Consider the following 20,748-nt stretch of genomic DNA (forward strand, 5'->3'; position numbering starts at 1 on the left):
GGATGGACGCACCGCTGGTGTACCAGTTGTCCCGCCAGGGGCACCGCTGGGTAGCTATGTGCGGACGGGATAAGCGCTGAAAGCATCTAAGCGTGAAGCCCCCCTCAAGATGAGATTTCCCACCGCGCAAAGCGGGTAAGATCCCTCGAAGATGACGAGGTCGATAGGTCCGAGGTGGAAGCGTGGCGACACGTGGAGCTGACGGATACTAATCGATCGAGGGCTTGACCTATAAGCGGCTTCTTCCGACGGTTATCTAGTTTTGAAGGAATGAATTCTTCTCATGATGCGGAAGTAGTTCAGTGGTAGAACACCACCTTGCCAAGGTGGGGGTCGCGGGTTCGAGTCCCGTCTTCCGCTTTTCCATCATGCGCTCGTAGCTCAATTGGATAGAGCATCTGACTACGGATCAGAAGGTTAGGGGTTCGAATCCTCTCGAGCGCGTTTATTAACTAACTTCAAAAAAAGATATTGACAAAAAAAACAATTAGCGATTATATTTTTATTGCAGTCGTTTCTAAGACAAGTCCTAATGATATTGATCATGCGGGTGTAGTTTAATGGTAAAACCTCAGCTTCCCAAGCTGAAGTCGTGGGTTCGATTCCCATCACCCGCTTTCCTTTATTTTATCGTGAATATCGTATGGATATTGTTCCAGCAGCTCAGCTGGATAGGGCAACGAGCAAAGTCATCTTCGAAATGGCTACGAGTTGTCCTGATGCACCAAGCTTCCTTGAGTAGGCTTGTAGAGGAAGGGACAGCGGGAATGTTGGGGTGTCCTGTTGATTATGTCCCAGCAGCTCAGTAGGATAGAGCAACGAGCAATAGCTTCTTTGAAACAACTGCGAGTTGCCCCGACGCATCGGGCTTCTTCGAATCGGCTTGTAGAGGAAGGGGCAGCGGAATAATGAGAGTGTCATCATGATTACTATGTCCCAGTAGCTCAGTAGGATAGAGCAGCGGCCTTCTAAGCCGTCGGTCGGGAGTTCGAGTCTCTCCTGGGACGCCATTTCCATACAAAAAGAACGCGCAAAAGGCGCTGGAACGAAGTTCTCCGATCGCCAGGAAAGAAGATTGATTCCATGTGCGAGAGGGGAATTTTTTATTTGGTTATAAGAGCCGACAGTGGGAATATTGGAGTGTTCTGTCGATGATGTCCCAGCAGCTCAGCAGGATAGAGCAACGAGCAATAGCTTCTTTGAAACAACTGCGAGTTGCCCCGACGCATCCATCTTCTTCGAGTAAGCTTGTAGAGGAAGGGGCATCGGCCCTAAGCCGTCGGTCGGGAGTTCGAGTCTCTCCTGGGACGCCACTTACATACGATTCGTTCCGGTTAAAATCCTCAAAACCCTTGATACGATCGCGTTTGCGGTCGTTTTTCATTTTTTGGGAATCCCGAAAAAAACGATAGGATCCGAAAAAATTTTGCACGAATTTTGCGCGGTGATCACAGGGCATTATAGAGTTCCATCATGGTTTGATCTACCTGCCGCGATTCTTTTTGTTCCTTCTCGTCTATGATGTGAGAGTAGAAATATTGTTTTTTGGGTTAGCATCTATGGATCTGTATTAGCGATGGAATTGAATTCTATTGAAAGGTATCATGCACTTGCTAAAAGTAGTGCGATATTTCTGGGGATCGCATTATGGGATTTTACAGTAGCACTCTCTGTACATTTGGGAAGAAAAATGATAAGTCAAAAGTGGCTAAAATGGTTATCTGTTGCTGCAGGGATTTCTTTGATTGGATTTGGTATAAGCTTTGGATATAGAGCCTTTAAAACGTTGCTACATATGATATAATTTTTGGCATCAAAAGATACCTCGATCAATACGATTACTTGATTGTGTTCTGTTTGAATTTCCCATACTTTTGGCCACGCTAGATATGCGAACAACGGTGTATTTTAAAGACGGTATAGCTGTCATACAAGCTAATGATACTGGCGAAATTGTTAGTATTGTTACTAGAAGCCCGGTGAAAAACGGGGCGTTGCGGGCAAATCAACGGCGTTGGATCAGAATCGCAAGCCCGTTTGTCAAAGTTTCTCTAATTGAAAAATAGGTGGGCCATCAACCTTCTTCACTAAATCACCAGCTTTCTAGAAAGAATCCAAAAAAAGATTGGAGGGAAATCGATGGATGATTTGTTGCAGTGCATCGAAGACGATCTTGAAGGAAATTTGCCGCCAGAGCAATTTTCTTATGATTTTCCTGCTATATATGCATCTTATTTCGATGATGGAGATTTAGACGAAAAGTACATCGACGCGTTTGATGATATTTCGGAAGCGTGCGGCTGGTATGAGCCTAACCCTCTTCATAGAGAGGACGACGATGAGTATATCGGAGAAGAAGAGCTGAGGAACAAAGTAGAGGAAAAATATCAAACGATTAAGAAATTGTCGACGAGAAGCACTTAACCTACTCGAATGGTTACGTGCTTTTTTATTTTCCCTCGTCTTTTTAGCATTTGTAGACGTAAAAGAACAAAGTGGTTCGTGGCCGTAACCACCATTGAAAGTTCCTTTGGTTGGCCTCATCGCATATTGGGTCGAATTTTGTCTCGCAAATGAAAACAAATTGAAACGTTCATGGCGGCGAAAGTTTGTTAAAATGTATAGGATAGAAATAAAATTAGAAAACGTGCCATACAATGAACATGCATGGCAAATATACGAGTCAGGTGATCGACATGGGGTTTGAACAGCAACTTGTTCATAAAACATTTTACGAGACGCTCGTCGAGGCGGGGGAACGCGACGTTGTCAGCGCGCTTGGCGATATGTTTTTCACGGCGCATCGGGATGGCGCTGATTTGTCGTCGATTCGCTTTGCCCAAGGGGAAGTGTATTTCCACCGCCGCGACTACGAAGCGGCGATCTTGAAATGGGAACAAGTCCATCACGACGATTTGCGTCCGTGGGCGCAAAAAAATATCGCCGACAGCTACTATGAGCTTGGACGGCTCGAGCTGGCCGAGGAGCTGTACCGTTCGATTGAGACGGAAAGCGAAACGTTGCATGCGGAAATCATTTTGCGCCTGTTTTCGCTCTACCGTGAGTTGGGGGAAAACGCGAAAGCGGATGATATGATTAAGCGCGGTGTGACGTTGTATCCGGATTATCCGAACATGACCGAATGGGCGCGCGCCTTTTTCGAGGAGCAAGGTGATTGGGAAAGCGCCGTCGAGCTTGCTTTAGGAGAGGCGGTGCGGACGTCGGCGCGCCGCTGGGCGGACATCTTGACCGGTTATGTGGAACAAGGACATGCGCGAACGATGGCGCCTGCGCGGTTTTCACGCTGCCTGGCGCTGTTGTACGAAACGGATCGGGTGAAGTTTGAACGGCTTGTGCAGGCGCTATGGAACGGTTATCGGGATGGTGACCTCTATTTTTCGTGGCTCGCGGAGTGGAATCGCCTCTATGATGAGTTGTCGATCGGCCGCGACTACGACTGGAAGCGAATTCCCGGCCTTTTAGGGGAAGCCTATGCAGGATTGATGAAAGGCCCGTACCGATTGAAAGAGTTGGTGGAAGTGGTGCCACCGCTTGTCAAAAGCTGGGTGAGTTTAGCCGACGGTCCGGAGACAGCGGTGGCCGCGGCTGCCTTGTTGGCTTGGAGTGAGAAATTTCCTGAGGCGTTTGAAGAAGAGACGGTCAACGACGCCGCTAAGCGGCTCGTCCATGCGAAACGGCAAGCTGGGGAAGCGGGTGTGTCGCTATTTGAAGAAATTGCCGATTGGGCGGAAGAGCAGCGGGCGGGCTCGCATTTCCGCTTCCGCTGGTTCGTGCGGCAGCTGTCTGATTCGCGGACGCATTTCGTTTTGGTCGCTGGGGCGTCGCGCCATGAGCGGTTGGCGTTTTTGCGGACGTTGGTCGGCGAGGCAGCGTTGGCGGCGCCATCTGCGCCGGTGCTTGCGTGGAGAAACGGCGGGGAGATGGAAGTGGCGAAAATCAGCGACGACCAGTTTACCGTTTTTTCGAGCATTGACGAATTTCAACAGGCAACGGGCGGCCGCGGAAGCCGATTCTCCGATGACGCTGTCATTGAATGCACGGCGCCGTTTTCACTCGTGCCGCAAGGGATTGTCTTGTTGGATATCGGCCCGCTCGGCGGGCGCGCTTCATCCGACCATGAAGCGCTTGTGTCGTTTTCGCTTGCTGACAGCATTCTTTTTCTTCTCAACGGCGAGGATCCGTTTTCTAGCGCCGATGAACAGTTGATGCTGCAGCTTCGCGAGCGGGCGCCGTCTGCGCCGATGTACGTTTTGCTTCCTCCGGGCGACGGGATGGTGGATGAAGAGGAGACGGCGAGAATCGTTGAGGAAGTGGAAGCGCACGTTCGTACGATCGTTCCGGAGGCCAATGTCATGGTCTATTCGCCGCATGCGCCAAGCCGCAAGCAGCAGCAAGCCCTCGTCGGCTGGCTTGAGGAGATGCGCCGATGCGTGTCCCCTGTCCGCCGCGAGGAAGCGATTTTAACGACGATCCGCCAGTTCATCGCTCATTTGTTCCGGCAGCGAGCCGAGGCGGAAAGTCGACTGGCGGAGCTGGTCGTATGGAAAAAAGAAATGGCGGCCAAACTCAGCGGCGCCATTCATCAGCTTGGCGACCTGCAAGAGGAGAAAACGGCCAAAACGGCAAAGTCGTTCCACACCGTCTTGGCGGAAATGCGGGGCGAGCTGTTGACGGCGATTCCCGATCTGTTGCGCAGCATGGCGGATCTTGTGAGCGAAGACAGCGATTTTTCCCGCTTGCATCTTGAACTGAACGACAAAGCGAACGAACGGCTTCGCGCTTACCTTGATGAAGAGGCGCTGCCAAAGCTGCGCCGCGCCATGGAACAGTGGATTGCAGCGACGGAAGACGAATTCAACGAATGCCAGGTGTTTTTGCATGAAATGGGCGAAGGGTTTAACGCCATGTTCGGCCAGGAACGGCTCAAGCTCGAATGCGATTTTCGCCTTCTCGCCGATTGGCGGCGCGATACGGATCGGTTGATCAACGGGGTGCAAATTGACAAGGTGAACGTTTTCTTGCGGAGAACGCCAAGCCAGCTGCTGTTGAAAGGGGCGGGCAAACTGCTCGGTGCCTTTGCGCAAAACAAGGCGATGCTGGCGCAAAAGTATAAGCAGTTTATCCAGACGCAAGATTACGCTGAGGTGGTGGAGGCGATCATCCAGCAGTTGTTGCTGCCGTTTGAATGGTTTGCCAAATCGCTTGAGCGTGATGTCACTCAATTTTTCCATGCGCCATTGACGGCGCTCGATGAAACGTTGAAACGGCTGGAGCTGGAGATCGCTGCCCAGGAAGGCGAGCTCAAACATATGCGCAAAAACCCTGAGGCGTACCGCGACCCGCTCGTGCTCTTTGGCATTCGTTTGCGGCAATGCGAGCAGCTGGCGCAGGCGGCATCTGCCGCTGTGCAATTGCGGCAGGATGAAAACAAACCAATCAGTTCGGTCTAATGGTTCCGTGCAAAACCGTGCTTGAACGGAATAAGGCTGCGCCAACGGTCGGGTCTGGCCGCTCGTTTGGCGCAGCCTTATTGTTTAGAGCTGGCGAAACCGATTACGCCAGTTCGAATGCCCAGTTGCCGCTGCGGAAAATCGGCTCTCGCTTCCCGTCTTTCGTCACGCCGTCAATGTTCAGATCAGCTGAGCCGATCATAAAGTCGACGTGGACGAGGCTGTCGTTGACGCCGCGACGGTCGAGTTCGTCTTTGGACAATGAAGCGCCGTTCTCGATATTGGTCGGATACGCCTTGCCGAGCGCCAAATGGCAAGCGGCGTTTTCGTCAAACAGCGTGTTGTAAAAAATGAGATTGGACAGCGACACCGGCGATTGGTGCGGCACGAGGGCGACTTCCCCGAGGCGGCGCGCCCCGTCATCGGTGTCAAGCAAATGCTTAAGCGTCTCATATCCTTGTTCGGCGCTGAAGTCGACGACTTGACCGTCTTTGAACGTGAGCGTAAACCCATCGATCACGTTGCCGTTGTAATTGAGCGGCTTCGTGTTGCGCACCGTGCCGTTGACGCCGTCTTTATGCGGCATGGTAAACACTTCTTCGGTCGGGATGTTGGGATTGAAGCGCACGCCGCTTTGACTCGTCGCCGCGCCGCCGTGCCAGACGTGCCCGTCGACGAGTTCGACCGTGAGATTGGTGCCGGGCGCTTCGTAAACGAGCTGTTTGTATTGCTTGTTGTTTAAGTAATCGACGATGCGGGCGAGCCGGTCGTTATGTTCGCGCCAGGCAGCGATCGGATCGTCATGATCGATGCGGGTGATGCGGAAAATCGCTTCCCATAATTTGTCGATGGCTTCTTCATCGCGCAGATCGCCAAATACTTTTTGCGCCCACGCCGGTGTGGGGACGGAAATGAGCGACCAGCAGTTCCGATCGGCCATAATGGCGCTCCGGTAGTTGGCGAGCGCTTGGGCGGCCGTTTTATTGGCGGTGGCGATCCGCTTCGGATCAACATCTTTCAATAAGTCCGGGTTCGGGGCGTAAATGGATAAAAAGGCAGCGCCTTGTTCGGCGAGTTCTTCCATCGCTCTCGCCCGCCACATCGGATACTCGGAAAACGCTTCCTCTGGGGCGTAGTGAAATTTAATGTAAGTAAGCGCCTCGTCGTTCCACTCGACATACACGTGTTTCGCCCCGGTTTCGTACGCGGTTTTGGCGATTTTGCGGACGAGCGGCGCCGCCTCGAGCGGGGCGTTGACGAACAGCGTTTGCCCAGGCTGAATGTTGACGCCGACTTTCACGGCCAATTCAGCGTATTTGTGTAACTCGTTTTCCCAGCGATCCATATCGTTCACTCCTTTTTTTGGTGTCAAGTCCACTTTATTACATGACGATGCGTTTCGCAACTTTTTGAACAACGAAACGTGATGACTGCCTAAGGAAAAGAAAGGTGACAACGAGTTGAGTTAGGATTTAAAAAAGCAAACCGGCATAAATCGCTTCTTATCGTCATAATGGTAGTAATGAAATAAATAAGTCATGAAGCTGCACTTTTATTGGCTGCACCGGCATTGTCGTCTTCGTTCGATGGCAATGTCGGTTTTTTTACGGGGGAAACGGTGGGCGGTGGTGTCGTGAGGCAAACAATATAGCGAGGGGGAGAAACAATGAATGGCATCATCTTGGCGGAACTCGTGCTGTATTGTCTTGTGATGGCAGCGCTTGGCTATTGGTATGGGAAAAAGGAGATGAGCCATTCCGACTTTTTGCTTGGCGGAAAAAAACTTCCCGGCTGGGCGCTCGCGTTTTCCGAGCGGGCGACGGGCGAATCGGCATGGCTGTTGCTTGGCTACACGGGGTTTGTGTTTGCGAGCGGTCTTTCCGCGATTTGGGTGGCGGTGGGCATTGTGATCGGCATTATCGGCGCCTGGCTTTTTTTGGCTGACCGGTTTCGCCAAGAGGCGGAGCGGTACGGCGCGCTGACCTTGCCCGGCTATTTGGCGAAACGGTTCGGCGCGCATGGGCAAACGATTTTATGGCTTGCGACCGTCCTTATTTTTAGCTTTATGATGTTTTATTTCAGCGCACAAATTGCCGGAGCGGGCAAGACATTGTTTACCGTTTTCCATATCGACCCAGCGCTTGGCATGGTCATCAGCGTGGCGATTGTCATTATCTTGTCATACACCGGCGGATTTGTCAGCGTCGTCTGGACGGATATGATTCAAAGTGTGCTCATGCTGGCGACGCTCGTGATTTTGCCTATCGTGGCAGTGGTGGAAATTTACAGTGGTGGCTTGTCGATCAGTGAAGCGCTCCATCACGCAAAACCGGGCCTCGATTCATGGACGGGGGGAGTCACTGGATTTGCGCTCGGGCTATTGCTGTTTAACAATTTTGCCTGGTTTTTCGGCTATCTTGGCGGACAGCCGCAACTGAGCGTCCGCTTCATGGCGTTGAAAGACGCCCGCGAGGCGAAAACGGCCAAAACAGTGGCGATCGTTTGGACATTATTGGCGTATGGCGGAGCGTTTTTGATCGGCCTTGCGGCGATTGCCCTTTACCAAGGACAATCATTCACCGATGTCGAGACCGTGCTGCCGAAAATGGTGTTGGACTTGTTGCCGCCATGGTTGGCCGGGCTGCTGTTATCCGGCATTTTGGCCGCCATCGTGACAACGGCCGATTCGCAGCTGCTGGTGATCACGAGCTCCATCAGCGAAGATATTGTCCGCCGCTCGCTGCGCCTCCGCCTGTCGGAAAGGCAGCTTGTCGCCCTTTCCCGCGCGGTGGTGGTCATCGCCGGGTTGCTTGGCTTGGTGCTGGCGATGACATCCGAATCGCTTGTGTATTTCATTGTCAGCTGGGCGTGGGCTGGAATCGGCTGCACGCTGTCGCCGGCGATTTTGCTTTCTTTCTTCTGGAAAAGATATTCCGGAATCGGCGCCATCGCGACCATTGTTGCCGGTTTTGTCAGCACGGTCATCTGGATTTCCTCGCCGCTTGAGGCTATCATCAGTTCACGGTTTACGACGTTTGCCATTGCGCTGGTGGCCGGGGTGCTGTTCAGCTTGTTGTTTCCTGATCGTCAGCGGACGATGTGATCGATCACGTCAATGCGTTAGCATGAGGGTGTCCCGAAAGAGGCGGGACACCTTTTTTCTAGACGGAACGCTTGATGATATCCAGCCTCTTTGAAGAAAAGGCGGGCGTTTATGCCGGCCTGGTGCTGTGTTGGTTGCCGTTTTGTCAACGTTGTTCGCTGTCCAAAAACCGTCGCACCATTTGGGCGCATGCCTCCCGGTCGTAACGATGGTAAAAGGTTGTCGCAAACCGGGCCGGATCGCCGAAGAAAAACCGTTCGTACAGCGTCTGCCGCGTCCCGAAGGCGCTCATCGCCAAATCCCAGGCGAAGCGGAATAGCTGCACCCGCTGTTCGGCCGGAAGCGTCGCTGCCTGCAAATACCGCTCCAAATCCGGTCGGAGCGGAGAGGAGAAATCCGCTTCCGTTGGCAGACAAACAAGCCCGCTGGCGCCAAGCAGCTGAACGATGTCGACAAAACGCGGGTACAAGCGCGGGTATAAAAAGGCAGCGGCGTAAAGCGGGGCAGGATCGGGCACCATGGTGCCGCGCCGGTCCGGTTTCGCTTGGAGCTCGGCAGCGAGAAGCATCGCCCGAAGCGCTTCAAGGGCGGCGGCGATTTCCCCGATTTTTTCTTGCACATGCTGGTATCCGCCAATTTGGATGGCCTCGCTGAGCAGCTCCACCGTTCCAAGGAAAAACTCGGTTTTCACGATGCGCCGCGCCAGCACTTGGTGCAGCAGCATGATCGCCAAATGGGTTTCTTCATCTAGTTCTTTGGCCACCCATGCGTCTTTGTAGAAAAATACCCGATCCCATGGAACGAGCACATCGTCAAATACAACAATGGCGTCGATTTCATCAAAGTGCGCGCTGAGCGGGGCGTCAAACGAAGAGGCGCCAGCAGCAAAAGAAGGGCGGCAGATGAACTTCAACCCCGGCGTGTTGCTCGGAATCGAAAACGCGTACATGTATTCATCGCCAAGAAGCGTCCCGCCGGCTGGCAAAACGAGAAGTTCGTCAGTCATGCCGCCTTGGTTGGCGAGCAGGCGCGCGCCTTTGATGACGAGTCCGTCTGTCGTTTCGCGGATCACTTTGGCGGCGATCGGCTCGCCGTCTTCTTCCATATAGCCGAGGGAACGGTTCACTTGCGGATTGACAAACGTATGGGTAAACGACAAGTCGTTGTTGATCGCCCGCTCATAGAGGCGTTCGATATGTTCGGCGTAGGACGGGTGCTGCTGTCCGAAAAAGTCGGCCGCGGAAGCGAGCGCCATCACGGCGGTGTTCATGTAGTCGGGAGATCGACCCATCATCCCCGCTGTCAAGCGCGCCCATTCTTGGAACGCCAGGCGCCGGTGTTCGAGATCGTCTTTTGTCGTCGGCCGCAAAAACGCCGCGCCGGCCAGTTCCCCCGTCGATGTGCGGAACGTCAGCACCGGCTGTTTGTTTGGATTGTGCTGGGCGTCATATAAGCGGGCTTGGCTTCGGATTACGCCGGCGAAGGCCGGGTGTTCCGACAACTTTCCTCTCACCTGTTGGCCGTTAATCCATATATTGGATTGAAGGTTGTCGATTCGCTCGATATATTGGTCTCCGCGAATAATGGCCATCATTATCATCCCCTTTTTCCGCCAAACCGTTTATGGCCATTGTATGCACACCTAAGAAAAAGGGGAGGAGATTCACTCATGAACAAAGCAGGCCACTTCTACTCGGTTGCGCCCGTTTTGTTTAGCTCGGTAAAGCGCCTGATTGGCAAGGGAAAAAAAGCGTCTTAGCGTGTTCATCCGGCTACGGGATGGTTATGGCGGCTCTAACACTGACGGTGACGTAACTGGCAGCGGGCAATGAACGGTACGGAATGGCCAGCCGTTCAACGTCCACCCGTACTGCTTCGACGGCCGCTGTTGCCCCCTCATGAAACGCGGGGGTCGTTTATATTTTGCGAGCAGCAGCAATTCGCCATTTCGCCACAACTTTTCGAACATATTGTGAAATAGTGAACAAATCCATTTCATTTAGCGGAAAAAGGAGTACGATAAAAGTGTAAGGAAGATCTTCCAAAATGAAAGGGGAGGAACAAAATGGTTGTCAAATGGTTGCGCGAACACATCACGGCGTCGGCGTTGATGGTGGTGTTAAGGTTGTATTTAGGGTATGAATGGATGACGGCGGGGTGGGAAAAACTGACGAACGGTTTTGATGCCTCAGGATTTTTAAAAGGGGCGCTGGCGAATGCCACGGGCGAACACCCGGCTGTGCAAAGCTGGTGGGCGGCATTTATCGAAAACGTAGCACTGCCGAATGTCGGATTGTTCAACTTCCTCGTGCCATGGGGTGAATTTCTCGTCGGGATCGCGCTCATTCTCGGATTGTTTACGACTTTTGCCGCACTCATGGGAGCTGTCATGAACTTCGCCTTCATGTTCTCGGGCACGACGAGCACGAACCCGCAAATGGTGCTGCTCACCGTCTTCATCCTCGTCGCCGGAGCCAATGCCGGACGCTACGGTTTCGATCATTGGGTGCTGCCATATCTCCGCCATTGGTGGACGGATAAAACGCATCGTCCACATCGCCCGGCCGCAGCGCATAAATGACCGCCGTCAAGCCGCGTAAGCTGCTCCGGCTTTCCTCCTTTTCCTAACGGCTGCTCCTTCTCCAACGTGGAAGGGGGCGGCCGTTTGTCAGGGCGGCGAAAATGATGGGTCGTTCAAAAAAGGAAATCGGCGAATGACGGCGAAATTATTTCATATGGATGAAGCAGAGGACATGAACAATTGGGAGAAAGCGTTTTCTAAGCGAAAAATACTGACCATTCAGTATTCTGTCGAAGGATGGTGAAACAGGTGAACCAAACGCCCCCGTATTGGCCGAGCAGATTGCCGAAGAAGCTCCACTATGTGCTCGGCGAACAGCCGCTCTATCATTATTTGCGCCATCGCGGCGAACGCGAGGAAAACGAGCCGGCGTACATCTTCTACAACAAGGTGGTCACTTGGGGAACATTGCTGGATCACGTCCGCCGGTTTGCCCGCTATTTGCAGGAAAAAGGGGTGAGGAAAGGGAGCTATGTCGCCTTGTACATGCAAAACTGTCCGCAATACATCATCGCCCACTTCGCCATCCAGCAGTTAGGCGGCGTCGTCGTCCCGCTCAACCCGATGTACCGGGAATCGGAGCTCGCCTATTTTTTCGCTGAAGTGCCGCTTGTCGGCATCATCGCTGGGGAAGAAGGATTATCCCGCATTCAACAAGCTGAACAACAAACGGCGCCTCTGTCGTTTATCGTAACGTGCCACTACGGCGATTACGCCGATCCGGCAGGGGGCATCCCGCTTTGCGCCGAGCTTGTGCAACCGAAAGAGGCGATGAGCGCCGCGGACGATTTTGCGGCCATCATCGCCGCCTATCCGCCGCTTGATGAGACCGCTTCTATTGACTTATGGAACGATGTCGGGTTGATCATTTTTACATCGGGTACGACCGGTCGGCCGAAAGGAGCGATGCTCACCTATGGCAATGCGCTATTTAAGACGGCCGCATCCGCCCAGGCGAACCGGCTGACGGAAAAACGCGAACAGCTTATGGCCCATTCCCCGCTTTGCCATATTGCCGGCATGGTGATGGGACTGAATACGCCGGTGTACACGGGACATCCATGCGTGCTGTTTACCCGCTTTGATCCGATGGCGACGATCAAAGCCATCGAAACGTACAAAGTCACGGCATGGTACAGCATCGCGCCGATGAATGCGGCCATTTTGCAAGTGCTGTCAACCACCTCTGCCGACTTGTCAAGTTTAAAACGCAACTTGGCGACGAGCTTCGGTCTGCCGGTGACGAAAGACCTTGCCGAGCGGTGGGCGGAAGCGACCGGCGGCTGCCTGTTGTACGAAGCCGCCTACGGGCTGAGCGAGACGCATACGTGTGACACGTTTATGCCGGATGACCGTGTGAAATTTGGCTCGTGCGGCATCCCGACGTATGAGACGGACATTCGCATCATCGATCCGGAAACGAAACGGGAGCTTGGGCCCGGACAGTCGGGGGAAATTGTCGTCAAAAATCCGGGGGTTTTTCAAGGCTACTTCCGCCGCGATGACGCGACGAGCGAGACGCTGAAAGATGGGTGGGTGTACACTGGCGATATCGGGTATGTCGATGAAGACGGCTATTTGTATTTCCAAGGGCGGTTGAAAGAAATGATTAAAGTGTCCGGCTACAGCGTCTTTCCGGAAGACGTCGAGGCACTGTTGAACGAACATCCGGCCGTCAAGCAATGTGCGGTCATCGGCGTGCCTGACCCGATGAAAGGGGAAGTGCCGAAAGCGTTTGTCGTTCTCCATGATTCGTACAAAGGAAGGGTGGCGCCGTCTGACTTGATCGAATGGGCGAAAACGCATATGGCGGCGTTCAAGTATCCGCGTTATATCGAGTTCATTGATGAATTGCCGGCGACGCCGTCAGGCAAAGTATTGCGAAAGCTGCTGCCAAGAGAATAACATAGCGGCGGGGTTTGATGCGGGCCGCCCCGCCTTTTTCTGCCAAAGGGGGATCGCGATGAAACATTTGCGGCAATTAACAGACGAACTGATGGCGAAAAAAGCGCGCGCCGCGCTAGGCGGCGGAGAAGAGAAAATCGCCAAGCAGCACGCGAAAGGGCTCCTGACGGCCAGAGAGCGGATCGACCTGCTTGTGGATGCCAAAACTTTTGTCGAGTTCGGACAGCTGAACGCGTCCGACCAACCCGGTTTGGAAGAAACGACGTATGGAGACGGGCTCGTCGCCGGCATCGGTAAAGTGAATGGCCGCCCGGCGGTCATCATCGCCGGGGATAAAACGGTGCTTGCTGGAACGGAGGGGAGCGTTCATTTGCGCAAGTCGCGGCAAATGCATGCGTTGGCTGTGCGCAATGGCTTGCCGATGTTTTTCCTCCATGAAGGCGGCGGGTTGCGCATGCCGGACGGGATGGGGTCGGACGGGATCAGCGACAAATTGTTTCCACGCGAGCTGCTCACCCACCACCGGAAAGTGCCGACGATGGCGGCGATTTTGGGGGACAGCTACGGTGGGCCGACATGGACGGCGGTCAGCTGCGATTTTGTCACGCAACTGAAGGGGACATGCATGGCGATCGCTGGGCCGCGCATGCTCGAGCTGGCAAACGGGCAGCGCGTTTCTCCAGAAGAGCTTGGGGGCGTAGACATTCATCACCAGTATACAGGGCAAATTGACGCCGATGGCGAGACAGAGGCAGAATGCATCGAGCAACTAAAAAGGTTTTTTTCATACATGCCGCAAAACGAGAATGAGCGGCCGCCGATGCGGAAGACGGACGATGACCCATACCGGATGGTTGAGGAAGTGTTTTCAATTTTGCCGGACAAACGTAGCCGCGTCTATGATATGCGAAACATCATCGCCTGCCTTGTTGATGAAGGGGACTATTTTGAGTACCAGAAACAATTCGGCAAGGCGCTGATCGCCGCTTTGGCGCATCTGAACGGTCATGTGGTCGGCATCATCGCCAATCAGCCCAACCAATATGCAGGAGCGCCCGGGCCGCAGGAATGCCAAAAGGCGACGGAATTCATTTGCTTGTGCGACTCGTATCATATTCCGCTCATCTTTTTGCATGACACGCCGGGGTTTCGCATCAGCGTGGAGGCGGAAAAAGCGAAAATGGCGACGAAAATCATGGTGTGGAATCAGGCGCTTGCTCTATCAACTGTCCCGAAAATTTCGGTTGTCATCCGCAAAAGCATTGGCGCGGCGTACGGCAATATGTGCGGACCGGGGATGGGAGCGGATGTGGTCGTCGCTTGGCCGAGCGCGGAAATCAATTTCACCGGTCCGGAAGTCGGCGTCAACGTCGTATACGGCCGCGAGCTTGAACGCGCCGACAACCCGCATGAGCGGCGTCAGGAGCTGCTCAAGCAGTGGTCGTTTGACAGCTCGCCGTATGGGGCGGCGCGCAAACATTTGATCGACGATGTCATCCATCCGGCGGAGACGAGAAAATTCCTTTGCCAGACACTTGAATATTTGCTTACATCCAAGCGCGAAAAAAGCGAGCGCTTGCTCGCCGCTTGGCCGACGGGGTTTTAACGGAAGTCAGTGGGAAGCCAAGCTCCACGTTACCATGGACTCAGGGGGTTGCGCCTAGTTGTGCCCCCTCCTTTCCACTGATATCTACGTGGGAAAGCCAGAAAAGACATTGACAGTCGAATAGAAATGGAATATTCTTTAATTAATATCGAATCGTTTATTCAATATTTAGATGTTTTTCTAAACATCTAACTATATACATGTATGAAAACCTGTTCACATTGGCGCATAAGAAGCAACGACAAATGAAAGCTCTCCCGGTGGCCTCCCCCCTTAAGACGCATCCAAAAATCGTTCACAAGGTGGGATCACCCATGTCATTCAACGAAGCGTTTAAAGCGATCGCCGATCCGACGCGCCGGAAAATTTTATCCTTGTTGCGAACAGGGGATTTGACGGCAGGGGAAATCGCCTCGCATTTCGATATGCAAAAACCGAGCGTATCGCATCATTTGAAAATTCTCAAGCAGGCTGATTTGGTGCAAGACCGGCGTGAGGGACAGCATATCTACTACTCTCTGAACACGACGGTGTTTCAAGATTTGCTTCGCTGGTTTTACGATTTTGTCGAAAAGGGGGAGAGACATGGTGAACGTTAGCCGGCTGACGATCGTGTTGACGGTTCTCGCTTATTTCTTGAGTTTGGTCGCCCTTCCGTATTTGCCGGATCAAGTGGCGATCCATTGGAATGCATCAGGGGAAGCTGACGGCTTCAGCAGCAAATGGTTTGGCGCGTTGTTGCTGCCCGTTCTCATGACGGTGTTCACGTTTTTGATGGCGGTCTTGCCGAAACTCGACCCGAAAAGAGAAAATTACGCCCGATTTCAAACAAGCTATCGTATGGTCAATGCGGCGCTTTCCTGCTTTTTCTTGGCGCTGCATGCCGTGACGTTGGCGTACAATCTTGGATTTTCCATCGATGTTGGGGCGGTCATGCCGCTTGGCATCGGCGGCCTGTTTCTTGTCATCGGAAATTATATGCCGAAAATCAAACACAATTATTTCATTGGCATTCGCACACCGTGGACATTAGCGAGTGAGACGGTTTGGCATAAAACGCACCGTCTTGGCGGCAAAGTATTTACCGCGATGGGGATTTTGTCGATGCTCACCGCGTTTTGGCGCGGAGAGATGAGGGCTGTTTTGTTTCTCGTCATCATCGTTGTCGGCAATTTGTATCTCATCGTTCAATCGTTTCTTTATGAGCAGCAAGAACAGCGCAACCGTTCATAAATAAGCGGCAGGGGGGAGAGGGACGTGGGAATGATCGGTGCGGCTGTACAGCTTGCCATTTCATTGTTTGTTCCAGTTGGTCTCGCATGGTACGGGAGAAAAAAAGGATGGCTTTCATGGAAAGCGCTCGGCGTCGGGGCTGTTGTGTTTCTCGTTTTCTCACAAGTATTGGAAAAAGCGCTGCACATCGCTGTGCTCGAACCGGGCCGGCCAGCGTTAAAAGGAACAGACAGCGTTTGGCTCTTTGTCCTGTACGCCGCGCTTGCCGCTGGCGTGTTTGAAGAACTTGGCCGCTATGTCGGGTTTCGCTGGCTGTTAAAACAAAAACGCGCATATGGCGATGGGCTGTCATTCGGCCTTGGCCATGGCGGGGCGGAAGCGGTGTTGCTCGGGGTGTTGGGCGCCGTCAACGTCATGGTGCTTTCCATCCTCATCCAGTCCGGAGCGTTCGACAAAACGATCGCCCCATCGCTTCCGGCAGGACAGGCGGAGCTGATCAAGGAGCAAGTGTTGCACACGCCGTTGGCGATGTACGTGTTAGGGGGTCTGGAGCGGCTGTTTGCCTTGGCGGTGCACACGGCGCTGTCGCTCCTCGTTTTGCTTGGCGTGCGCCAGCGGCAGTTCCGTTATGTCCTGTACGCGATTTTGCTTCACACGGCGATGGACGTCTTGCCCGCGCTTTATCAAGCGAAAGTGGTCAAAAACATTTGGGTGGTCGAGGGAGTGCTGCTCATTTGGGCGGTTGCTGCGGTTTCGTTCATCCGCCGGATCAAACCGGCATTCGGACAGGGGGGAGAGGAACGATGATTCGTGTCAAACGGCTTGACCACGTGCAAATTTGCATTCCGTTTGGCGCCGAAGACGAAGCGCGCGCCTTTTACACCGGTGTGCTTGGTTTTCAAGAAATCGAAAAGCCGGAATCGCTGAAAGGAAACGGTGGACTTTGGTACAAAGTCGGCGATATCGAGCTCCATATCGGGGCAGAAAACCGCGACGGCTACAACAGCAAAAGCCACCCCGCTTTCGAAGTGGAAGATGTGGAAGCGGCGCGCCGTTATTTGGAAGAGCACGGCGTCGCGACGCAAGACGAAAAACCGATCCCAGGAGTGAAGCGCTTTTCATTTCGCGATCCGTTCCGCAATCGGATCGAGCTGTTGGAAAAAATCAGGTGAAACCGTGCTTGAGGCGAGAAGGGCCGCTTTCCCCTTCGCTATCGTAAACCCGTCTCATTCGGGGCATGCTAGGGATGAAGGAGGGGAGGGCGATGAAACGGAAACCGGACAACCAACGCGCCGGGCATCCGGCCCGCGCCGCCGACACACGGACGGCAGGCCGGACAGCGATGAAGGAACAAACGGTGCAAGAGGCCTACAAAGAGCGGGAAGAGCTGACGGCCGATTCAATCAAAAAGCGGGAGAAAGGGCGATTCCTTTCTCTCGCTTTTTTGCGGTTAAGCATGCTCTTCTAAGCTGGCGACCGGCACGCTTTGTTTTTGATTCGGGTTGTCAAGCGGGTGAATCGTGGCTACGCCTTTTTGCTGATCGACATGCTCAATGTAAATGCGCTGGCCGTTGTACGTGACGTTTGCCATCACCGGCGACGACGCGATTTCTTGCGCCCGACGGACATCCATCTGAAACACCTCCTTATTTGCCGATAACACGCATAGTATGACAGGTGTGCGATTGAACTATGCATGTGGCTGAGATCGGAAAGAATAATTTCCAAAACAATGTGCTAAATAATCAATCAACAAAACCGACCATCTTTTCCTAGCCGATTCACACGTTTTAATGTAAACTATTTTTTAAAAATAGTTTACATATAAGGGGGGATGGGGATGAAAACCGAACTAACCGCCCAACTGCTCGAATGGGAACAAAAAGCGCAAAAGCGCCAGCTGCGCCGGGCAGAGGCGTCAGGCGCTTCGGTCATGTTGGACGGAAAGCCGATGTTGAATTTAGCGTCCAATAATTATTTAGGGTTAGCGGATGATAGGCGGCTGATTGAGGCGGGCTGTGAGGCGTTGCGGGCCTATGGAGCCGGAGCGGGCGCATCGCGGCTCATCGTTGGGAATCACCCGCTCTATGAGCGGGCGGAAGCCGCGTTGAAACAGTGGAAAAAAGCAGAGGCGGCTCTTATTTTCAACAGCGGCTACACGGCCAACATCGGCGTGTTGACAGCTTTAATTGGCCGAGATGATCTTGTCTTTAGCGATAAGTTGAACCATGCGAGTTTAATTGATGGCATCCGCTTGAGCAAAGCCGCCTGTTTCCGCTATCGACATCATGACATCGATCAGCTGGAATCATTGTTGAAGCAATCTCCGCCCGCGAAGCGGAAATGGATCGTCACCGATGCCGTCTTCAGCATGGACGGCGATATGGCGCCACTCGAGGAGCTGGTTGAGTTGAAGCGGCGTTACCGTGCCGTTTTGCTCGTTGACGAAGCGCACAGCGGCGGCGTGTTCGGACCGAACGGTGAAGGGCTGCTTCACCATTTCGGGCTTGAGAAGGAAGAGGATGTGATCGCCATCGGCACCTTCAGCAAAGCGCTTGGCAGCTTCGGAGCGTATGTAACGGGAGAGCCGTGGCTGGTCGACTATTTGATCAACAGCGCCCGCAGCTTGATTTTTACAACCGCCTTGCCGCCATCGGTCCTTGCCGCCAATGAGGCTGCCATTCATATTGTCCAAGCTGAGCCAAAGCGGCGCGAGCGGCTGCACGCCCTAAGCGAAAGATTCCGCACCAAGCTGAAGCGGCTTGGGTTTGACACAGGCGGCAGCGAGACGCCGATCGTTCCCGTGATCGTCGGTCCGAACGACCGGGCCGTGGCCATGAGCGAGCAGCTGCAAGAAGCTGGCATCGCGGCCGTCGCCATCCGGCCGCCGACCGTCCCTGAGGGGACAGCGCGCATTCGCTTTTCCATCACCGCCGCGATGACGGAAGAAGACATTGATATGGCCGTTGACTGCATCGCTTTGGCGGGGAAGCGGATTGGACTGATTTCGTAGGAGGAAACAGCATCATAATGATGGAACTGATGGAACGCGGGGGAAGAAAAACAAAAAACCAGCCGAACGTTTTTTCGGCTGGTTTCCTTCGATCGGGATGACAGGATTTGAACCTGCGACCCCACGCACCCCATGCGTGTGCTCTACCAAGCTGAGCTACATCCCGAAATGGATGGTGAGACATTTCCGATTATACAAGAAAAGCAGGACAAAATCAATGGCGAATTTTGCGTTGAGTTGGAAAAGGATGCCGTTGAAAGACTAGCGGCATCCTTGTTGCTGACAAGTCTGTTTTTTTCTGTTTTCATGCTCCTTTGAACGTATCTTCCTCTGTCTACCCGCCCCTGCTTTTGCGACAGAGAATTCGCCATTGATTATACGGCAAAGCATGCAAGATGTCCCGCTAAAGAACTCGTGATTGGAAACGAGTTGTTCAGCAGAGACTCTTTTTAAGTTGAGAAACTTTGCAAAATCGACTCGCCTTCCGCCACAAAAACCGCCGATAGGCCGAAAAGAATTGTTTTCCCGTCTTCTACACGCCTTGGAACACGAGCGCGGTGTCAATCGTTCCGATAACAGAATCGAACGTTTCTCCGCAGGCGATGATCGTCTCGGCGTATCGATCATGTTCGAGTGTGCACTGACGGATCGTTTTGTTGTATGGGTCGGCGATCCAGTATTCTTCCACTCCGTAGGCACAGTACAAATCTTTTTTCAGCGTCACATCAATTTTGTAGGTTGACGGGCTGACAACTTCGATGACGATGAGCGGCCGCCCCTTATAGCCGCCGATGATTTTTTCCGGCCGTTCGCAATAGACAGCGACATCCGGCTGGATAAACTCGTTCATCACTTTTCCGTTCTTTTCGAGTTTCACGGACAAGTTTGAAATCGGTTGACATGGGCTTTTTCCTTTGATCATGGAAACAAGATTGTGGCAAACGATTTGATGTTCCCATGACGGGGACGGGGACATGTTGATGGCTTCTTGCATGCTCCTCACCTCTTTTTCATTTCTTTTTCATTATACTTGAAACCGTTCTCCCTTGCCTACAACAGGTTGTTGAGAAAAAAGAAAACGCTAGGTTGCCGGGCAGCGTTCAAGTATACTAAAAAGAAAAGAGGAAAGGAGGCCGTTTTGATGCCGATGCCGGAAAAAGGGCAGCCGTTCACCTATGCGCAATACATGATGCTCGACGAAGATGTACGATATGAGGTCATTGACGGCCAAGTCTTCAACATGTCTCCCGCTCCGACGCCGAAACATCAGGCAGTGCAACGTGAATTGTTGGTGGAATTTGCGACATATTTGCGGGGGAAAGAATGCACCGTATTTGGCGCTCCGATCGACGTTTGTTTGGCGGAGAGAGATGATCCGGAACAAATTCGCGAATGGGTTGAGCCGGATCTTGTCGTTGTCTGCGACAAAAACAAAATTCGTGAAAAACGAATTGTTGGCGTGCCGGATCTCGTTGTGGAGATTATTTCAAAATCAACGGTGCGCAAGGATAAAATCGTCAAATTTCACCGTTACGAGCGGGCAGGGGTGAAAGAATATTGGATTGTCGATCCGATGAATGAGACGATTGATGTCTATGTGCTCGAAGAAGGGAGATTCCGCCACCAAGGGATGTATGTCCGCGATGATACGATTCCTGTTCGCATGTTTCCCGGATTTGTGATCGAATTGAAAAACGTATTTGCCGAAGAAGAATAAGAAAAACGGCTGCTGTTCAAACAGCAGGTTCAGGCTGTCGTCTTGAAGAGGAGTTGTTTTTCCGGCGGTCCGCTTGGCGAGGCAAAGCGCCCCCGTCGGAAACCTCAGCTGTTTGAAGC

18 protein-coding genes, 5 tRNA genes and 1 rRNA gene are annotated in these 20,748 nt (G+C 53.0%); 19 read left to right on the plus strand and 5 right to left on the minus strand.

Annotated elements, in window-relative coordinates:
- From ACVBDQ_RS10615 to ACVBDQ_RS10650, 8 genes are all read left to right on the plus strand, one after another.
- Positions 1-232: ribosomal RNA gene (locus ACVBDQ_RS10615) — 23S ribosomal RNA — on the plus strand; the annotation flags it as partial.
- Between the two features lie 56 nt (positions 233-288).
- Positions 289-360 (plus strand) — tRNA-Gly (locus ACVBDQ_RS10620).
- A 10-nt stretch (positions 361-370) separates the two neighbouring features.
- Positions 371-444: transfer RNA gene (locus ACVBDQ_RS10625), tRNA-Arg, on the plus strand.
- 102 nt (positions 445-546) lie between these two features.
- Positions 547-617, plus strand: a tRNA-Gly gene (locus tag ACVBDQ_RS10630).
- A 316-nt stretch (positions 618-933) separates the two neighbouring features.
- Positions 934-1,010, plus strand: a tRNA-Arg gene (locus ACVBDQ_RS10635).
- A 527-nt stretch (positions 1,011-1,537) separates the two neighbouring features.
- A complete protein-coding gene (locus ACVBDQ_RS10640) occupies positions 1,538-1,804 on the plus strand; it encodes a LysE family transporter (RefSeq protein ID WP_223812650.1) in 267 nt (88 codons plus the stop codon).
- Positions 1,805-2,139: 335 nt separating this feature from the next.
- Positions 2,140-2,424: a hypothetical protein gene (locus ACVBDQ_RS10645; protein WP_011231627.1), complete on the plus strand. Its 285-nt coding sequence runs from the start codon at positions 2,140-2,142 to the stop codon at positions 2,422-2,424.
- Between the two features lie 233 nt (positions 2,425-2,657).
- Positions 2,658-5,471, plus strand: coding sequence for a tetratricopeptide repeat protein (locus tag ACVBDQ_RS10650; RefSeq protein WP_021321523.1), 2,814 nt, complete (start codon positions 2,658-2,660; stop codon positions 5,469-5,471).
- A 103-nt stretch (positions 5,472-5,574) separates the two neighbouring features.
- Here the strand turns inward: ACVBDQ_RS10650 and ACVBDQ_RS10655 are convergent, their stop codons facing one another.
- Positions 5,575-6,816, minus strand: a complete 1,242-nt coding sequence (locus tag ACVBDQ_RS10655; protein ID WP_011231625.1) for an aminopeptidase — start codon at positions 6,814-6,816, stop codon at positions 5,575-5,577.
- Between the two features lie 321 nt (positions 6,817-7,137).
- On the opposite strand from ACVBDQ_RS10655, the gene ACVBDQ_RS10660 reads away from it, so the two are divergent.
- On the plus strand, positions 7,138-8,574 hold the full coding sequence (locus ACVBDQ_RS10660) for a sodium/proline symporter (RefSeq protein WP_014196165.1): 1,437 nt from the start codon (positions 7,138-7,140) through the stop codon (positions 8,572-8,574).
- Between the two features lie 145 nt (positions 8,575-8,719).
- Here ACVBDQ_RS10660 and hpaB read toward each other — a convergent pair whose 3' ends face one another.
- Complete coding sequence (gene hpaB, locus ACVBDQ_RS10665; protein WP_011231623.1) at positions 8,720-10,165, minus strand: 4-hydroxyphenylacetate 3-monooxygenase, oxygenase component; 1,446 nt, start codon at positions 10,163-10,165, stop codon at positions 8,720-8,722.
- A 474-nt stretch (positions 10,166-10,639) separates the two neighbouring features.
- Here hpaB and ACVBDQ_RS10670 point away from each other — a divergent pair, with 474 nt between their 5' ends.
- From ACVBDQ_RS10670 to ACVBDQ_RS10705, 8 genes are all read left to right on the plus strand, one after another.
- The gene (locus ACVBDQ_RS10670) at positions 10,640-11,155 is read left to right on the plus strand and encodes a DoxX family protein (RefSeq protein WP_446663210.1); all 516 of its coding nucleotides are present in this window, start codon (positions 10,640-10,642) and stop codon (positions 11,153-11,155) included.
- A 237-nt stretch (positions 11,156-11,392) separates the two neighbouring features.
- A complete protein-coding gene (locus tag ACVBDQ_RS10675; protein ID WP_020279268.1) occupies positions 11,393-13,060 on the plus strand; it encodes an AMP-binding protein in 1,668 nt (555 codons plus the stop codon).
- Between the two features lie 58 nt (positions 13,061-13,118).
- Positions 13,119-14,666, plus strand: a complete 1,548-nt coding sequence (locus tag ACVBDQ_RS10680; protein ID WP_014196163.1) for an acyl-CoA carboxylase subunit beta — start codon at positions 13,119-13,121, stop codon at positions 14,664-14,666.
- A 314-nt stretch (positions 14,667-14,980) separates the two neighbouring features.
- On the plus strand, positions 14,981-15,265 hold the full coding sequence (locus ACVBDQ_RS10685; RefSeq protein WP_011231619.1) for an autorepressor SdpR family transcription factor: 285 nt from the start codon (positions 14,981-14,983) through the stop codon (positions 15,263-15,265).
- A complete protein-coding gene (locus tag ACVBDQ_RS10690; RefSeq protein WP_446663211.1) occupies positions 15,252-15,899 on the plus strand; it encodes an SdpI family protein in 648 nt (215 codons plus the stop codon). The genes ACVBDQ_RS10685 and ACVBDQ_RS10690 overlap by 14 nt, the downstream gene beginning before the upstream one ends.
- A gap of 24 nt (positions 15,900-15,923) precedes the next feature.
- A complete protein-coding gene (locus ACVBDQ_RS10695; RefSeq protein WP_446663212.1) occupies positions 15,924-16,706 on the plus strand; it encodes a YhfC family intramembrane metalloprotease in 783 nt (260 codons plus the stop codon).
- The gene (locus tag ACVBDQ_RS10700) at positions 16,703-17,071 is read left to right on the plus strand and encodes a VOC family protein (RefSeq protein WP_096225016.1); all 369 of its coding nucleotides are present in this window, start codon (positions 16,703-16,705) and stop codon (positions 17,069-17,071) included. The genes ACVBDQ_RS10695 and ACVBDQ_RS10700 overlap by 4 nt, the downstream gene beginning before the upstream one ends.
- Before the next feature lie 92 nt (positions 17,072-17,163).
- Positions 17,164-17,367, plus strand: a complete 204-nt coding sequence (locus tag ACVBDQ_RS10705) for a hypothetical protein (protein WP_049624781.1) — start codon at positions 17,164-17,166, stop codon at positions 17,365-17,367.
- Here ACVBDQ_RS10705 and ACVBDQ_RS10710 read toward each other — a convergent pair.
- Positions 17,350-17,532: a small acid-soluble spore protein H gene (locus ACVBDQ_RS10710; RefSeq protein WP_044743730.1), complete on the minus strand. Its 183-nt coding sequence runs from the start codon at positions 17,530-17,532 to the stop codon at positions 17,350-17,352. The two genes, ACVBDQ_RS10705 and ACVBDQ_RS10710, sit on opposite strands and share 18 nt — an antisense overlap.
- A 207-nt stretch (positions 17,533-17,739) precedes the next feature.
- On the opposite strand from ACVBDQ_RS10710, the gene bioF reads away from it, so the two are divergent.
- Entirely contained in the window at positions 17,740-18,912 is a 1,173-nt protein-coding gene (bioF, locus tag ACVBDQ_RS10715; RefSeq protein ID WP_446663213.1) for an 8-amino-7-oxononanoate synthase, read from the plus strand.
- A 92-nt stretch (positions 18,913-19,004) separates the two neighbouring features.
- Here the strand turns inward: bioF and ACVBDQ_RS10720 are convergent.
- Together ACVBDQ_RS10720 and ACVBDQ_RS10725 are read right to left on the minus strand one after the other, a co-directional pair.
- Positions 19,005-19,078, minus strand: a tRNA-Pro gene (locus ACVBDQ_RS10720).
- A gap of 366 nt (positions 19,079-19,444) precedes the next feature.
- On the minus strand, positions 19,445-19,906 hold the full coding sequence (locus tag ACVBDQ_RS10725; RefSeq protein ID WP_014196158.1) for a Uma2 family endonuclease: 462 nt from the start codon (positions 19,904-19,906) through the stop codon (positions 19,445-19,447).
- Positions 19,907-20,053: 147 nt separating this feature from the next.
- Here ACVBDQ_RS10725 and ACVBDQ_RS10730 point away from each other — a divergent pair, with 147 nt between their 5' ends.
- Positions 20,054-20,629, plus strand: coding sequence for a Uma2 family endonuclease (locus tag ACVBDQ_RS10730; protein WP_014196157.1), 576 nt, complete (start codon positions 20,054-20,056; stop codon positions 20,627-20,629).
- Positions 20,630-20,748: the final 119 nt, after the last annotated feature.

It is taken from the genome of Geobacillus sp. CCR (assembly GCF_052906625.1).

What these genes read in the sequence shown, in the direction of transcription:
- ACVBDQ_RS10645 (WP_011231627.1), top strand. Translation starts at nt 2,140, where the DNA reads ATGGATGATTTGTTGCAGTGCATCGAAGACGATCTTGAAGGAAATTTG.
- ACVBDQ_RS10650 (WP_021321523.1), top strand. Translation starts at nt 2,658, where the DNA reads ATGAACATGCATGGCAAATATACGAGTCAGGTGATCGACATGGGGTTT.
- ACVBDQ_RS10655 (WP_011231625.1), bottom strand. Translation starts at nt 6,816, where the DNA reads ATGGATCGCTGGGAAAACGAGTTACACAAATACGCTGAATTGGCCGTG.
- ACVBDQ_RS10660 (WP_014196165.1), top strand. Translation starts at nt 7,138, where the DNA reads ATGAATGGCATCATCTTGGCGGAACTCGTGCTGTATTGTCTTGTGATG.
- hpaB (WP_011231623.1), bottom strand. Translation starts at nt 10,165, where the DNA reads ATGGCCATTATTCGCGGAGACCAATATATCGAGCGAATCGACAACCTT.
- ACVBDQ_RS10670 (WP_446663210.1), top strand. Translation starts at nt 10,640, where the DNA reads ATGGTTGTCAAATGGTTGCGCGAACACATCACGGCGTCGGCGTTGATG.
- ACVBDQ_RS10675 (WP_020279268.1), top strand. Translation starts at nt 11,393, where the DNA reads ATGGTGAAACAGGTGAACCAAACGCCCCCGTATTGGCCGAGCAGATTG.
- ACVBDQ_RS10680 (WP_014196163.1), top strand. Translation starts at nt 13,119, where the DNA reads ATGAAACATTTGCGGCAATTAACAGACGAACTGATGGCGAAAAAAGCG.
- ACVBDQ_RS10685 (WP_011231619.1), top strand. Translation starts at nt 14,981, where the DNA reads ATGTCATTCAACGAAGCGTTTAAAGCGATCGCCGATCCGACGCGCCGG.
- ACVBDQ_RS10690 (WP_446663211.1), top strand. Translation starts at nt 15,252, where the DNA reads ATGGTGAACGTTAGCCGGCTGACGATCGTGTTGACGGTTCTCGCTTAT.
- ACVBDQ_RS10700 (WP_096225016.1), top strand. Translation starts at nt 16,703, where the DNA reads ATGATTCGTGTCAAACGGCTTGACCACGTGCAAATTTGCATTCCGTTT.
- ACVBDQ_RS10705 (WP_049624781.1), top strand. Translation starts at nt 17,164, where the DNA reads ATGAAACGGAAACCGGACAACCAACGCGCCGGGCATCCGGCCCGCGCC.
- ACVBDQ_RS10710 (WP_044743730.1), bottom strand. Translation starts at nt 17,532, where the DNA reads ATGGATGTCCGTCGGGCGCAAGAAATCGCGTCGTCGCCGGTGATGGCA.
- bioF (WP_446663213.1), top strand. Translation starts at nt 17,740, where the DNA reads ATGAAAACCGAACTAACCGCCCAACTGCTCGAATGGGAACAAAAAGCG.
- ACVBDQ_RS10725 (WP_014196158.1), bottom strand. Translation starts at nt 19,906, where the DNA reads ATGCAAGAAGCCATCAACATGTCCCCGTCCCCGTCATGGGAACATCAA.
- ACVBDQ_RS10730 (WP_014196157.1), top strand. Translation starts at nt 20,054, where the DNA reads ATGCCGATGCCGGAAAAAGGGCAGCCGTTCACCTATGCGCAATACATG.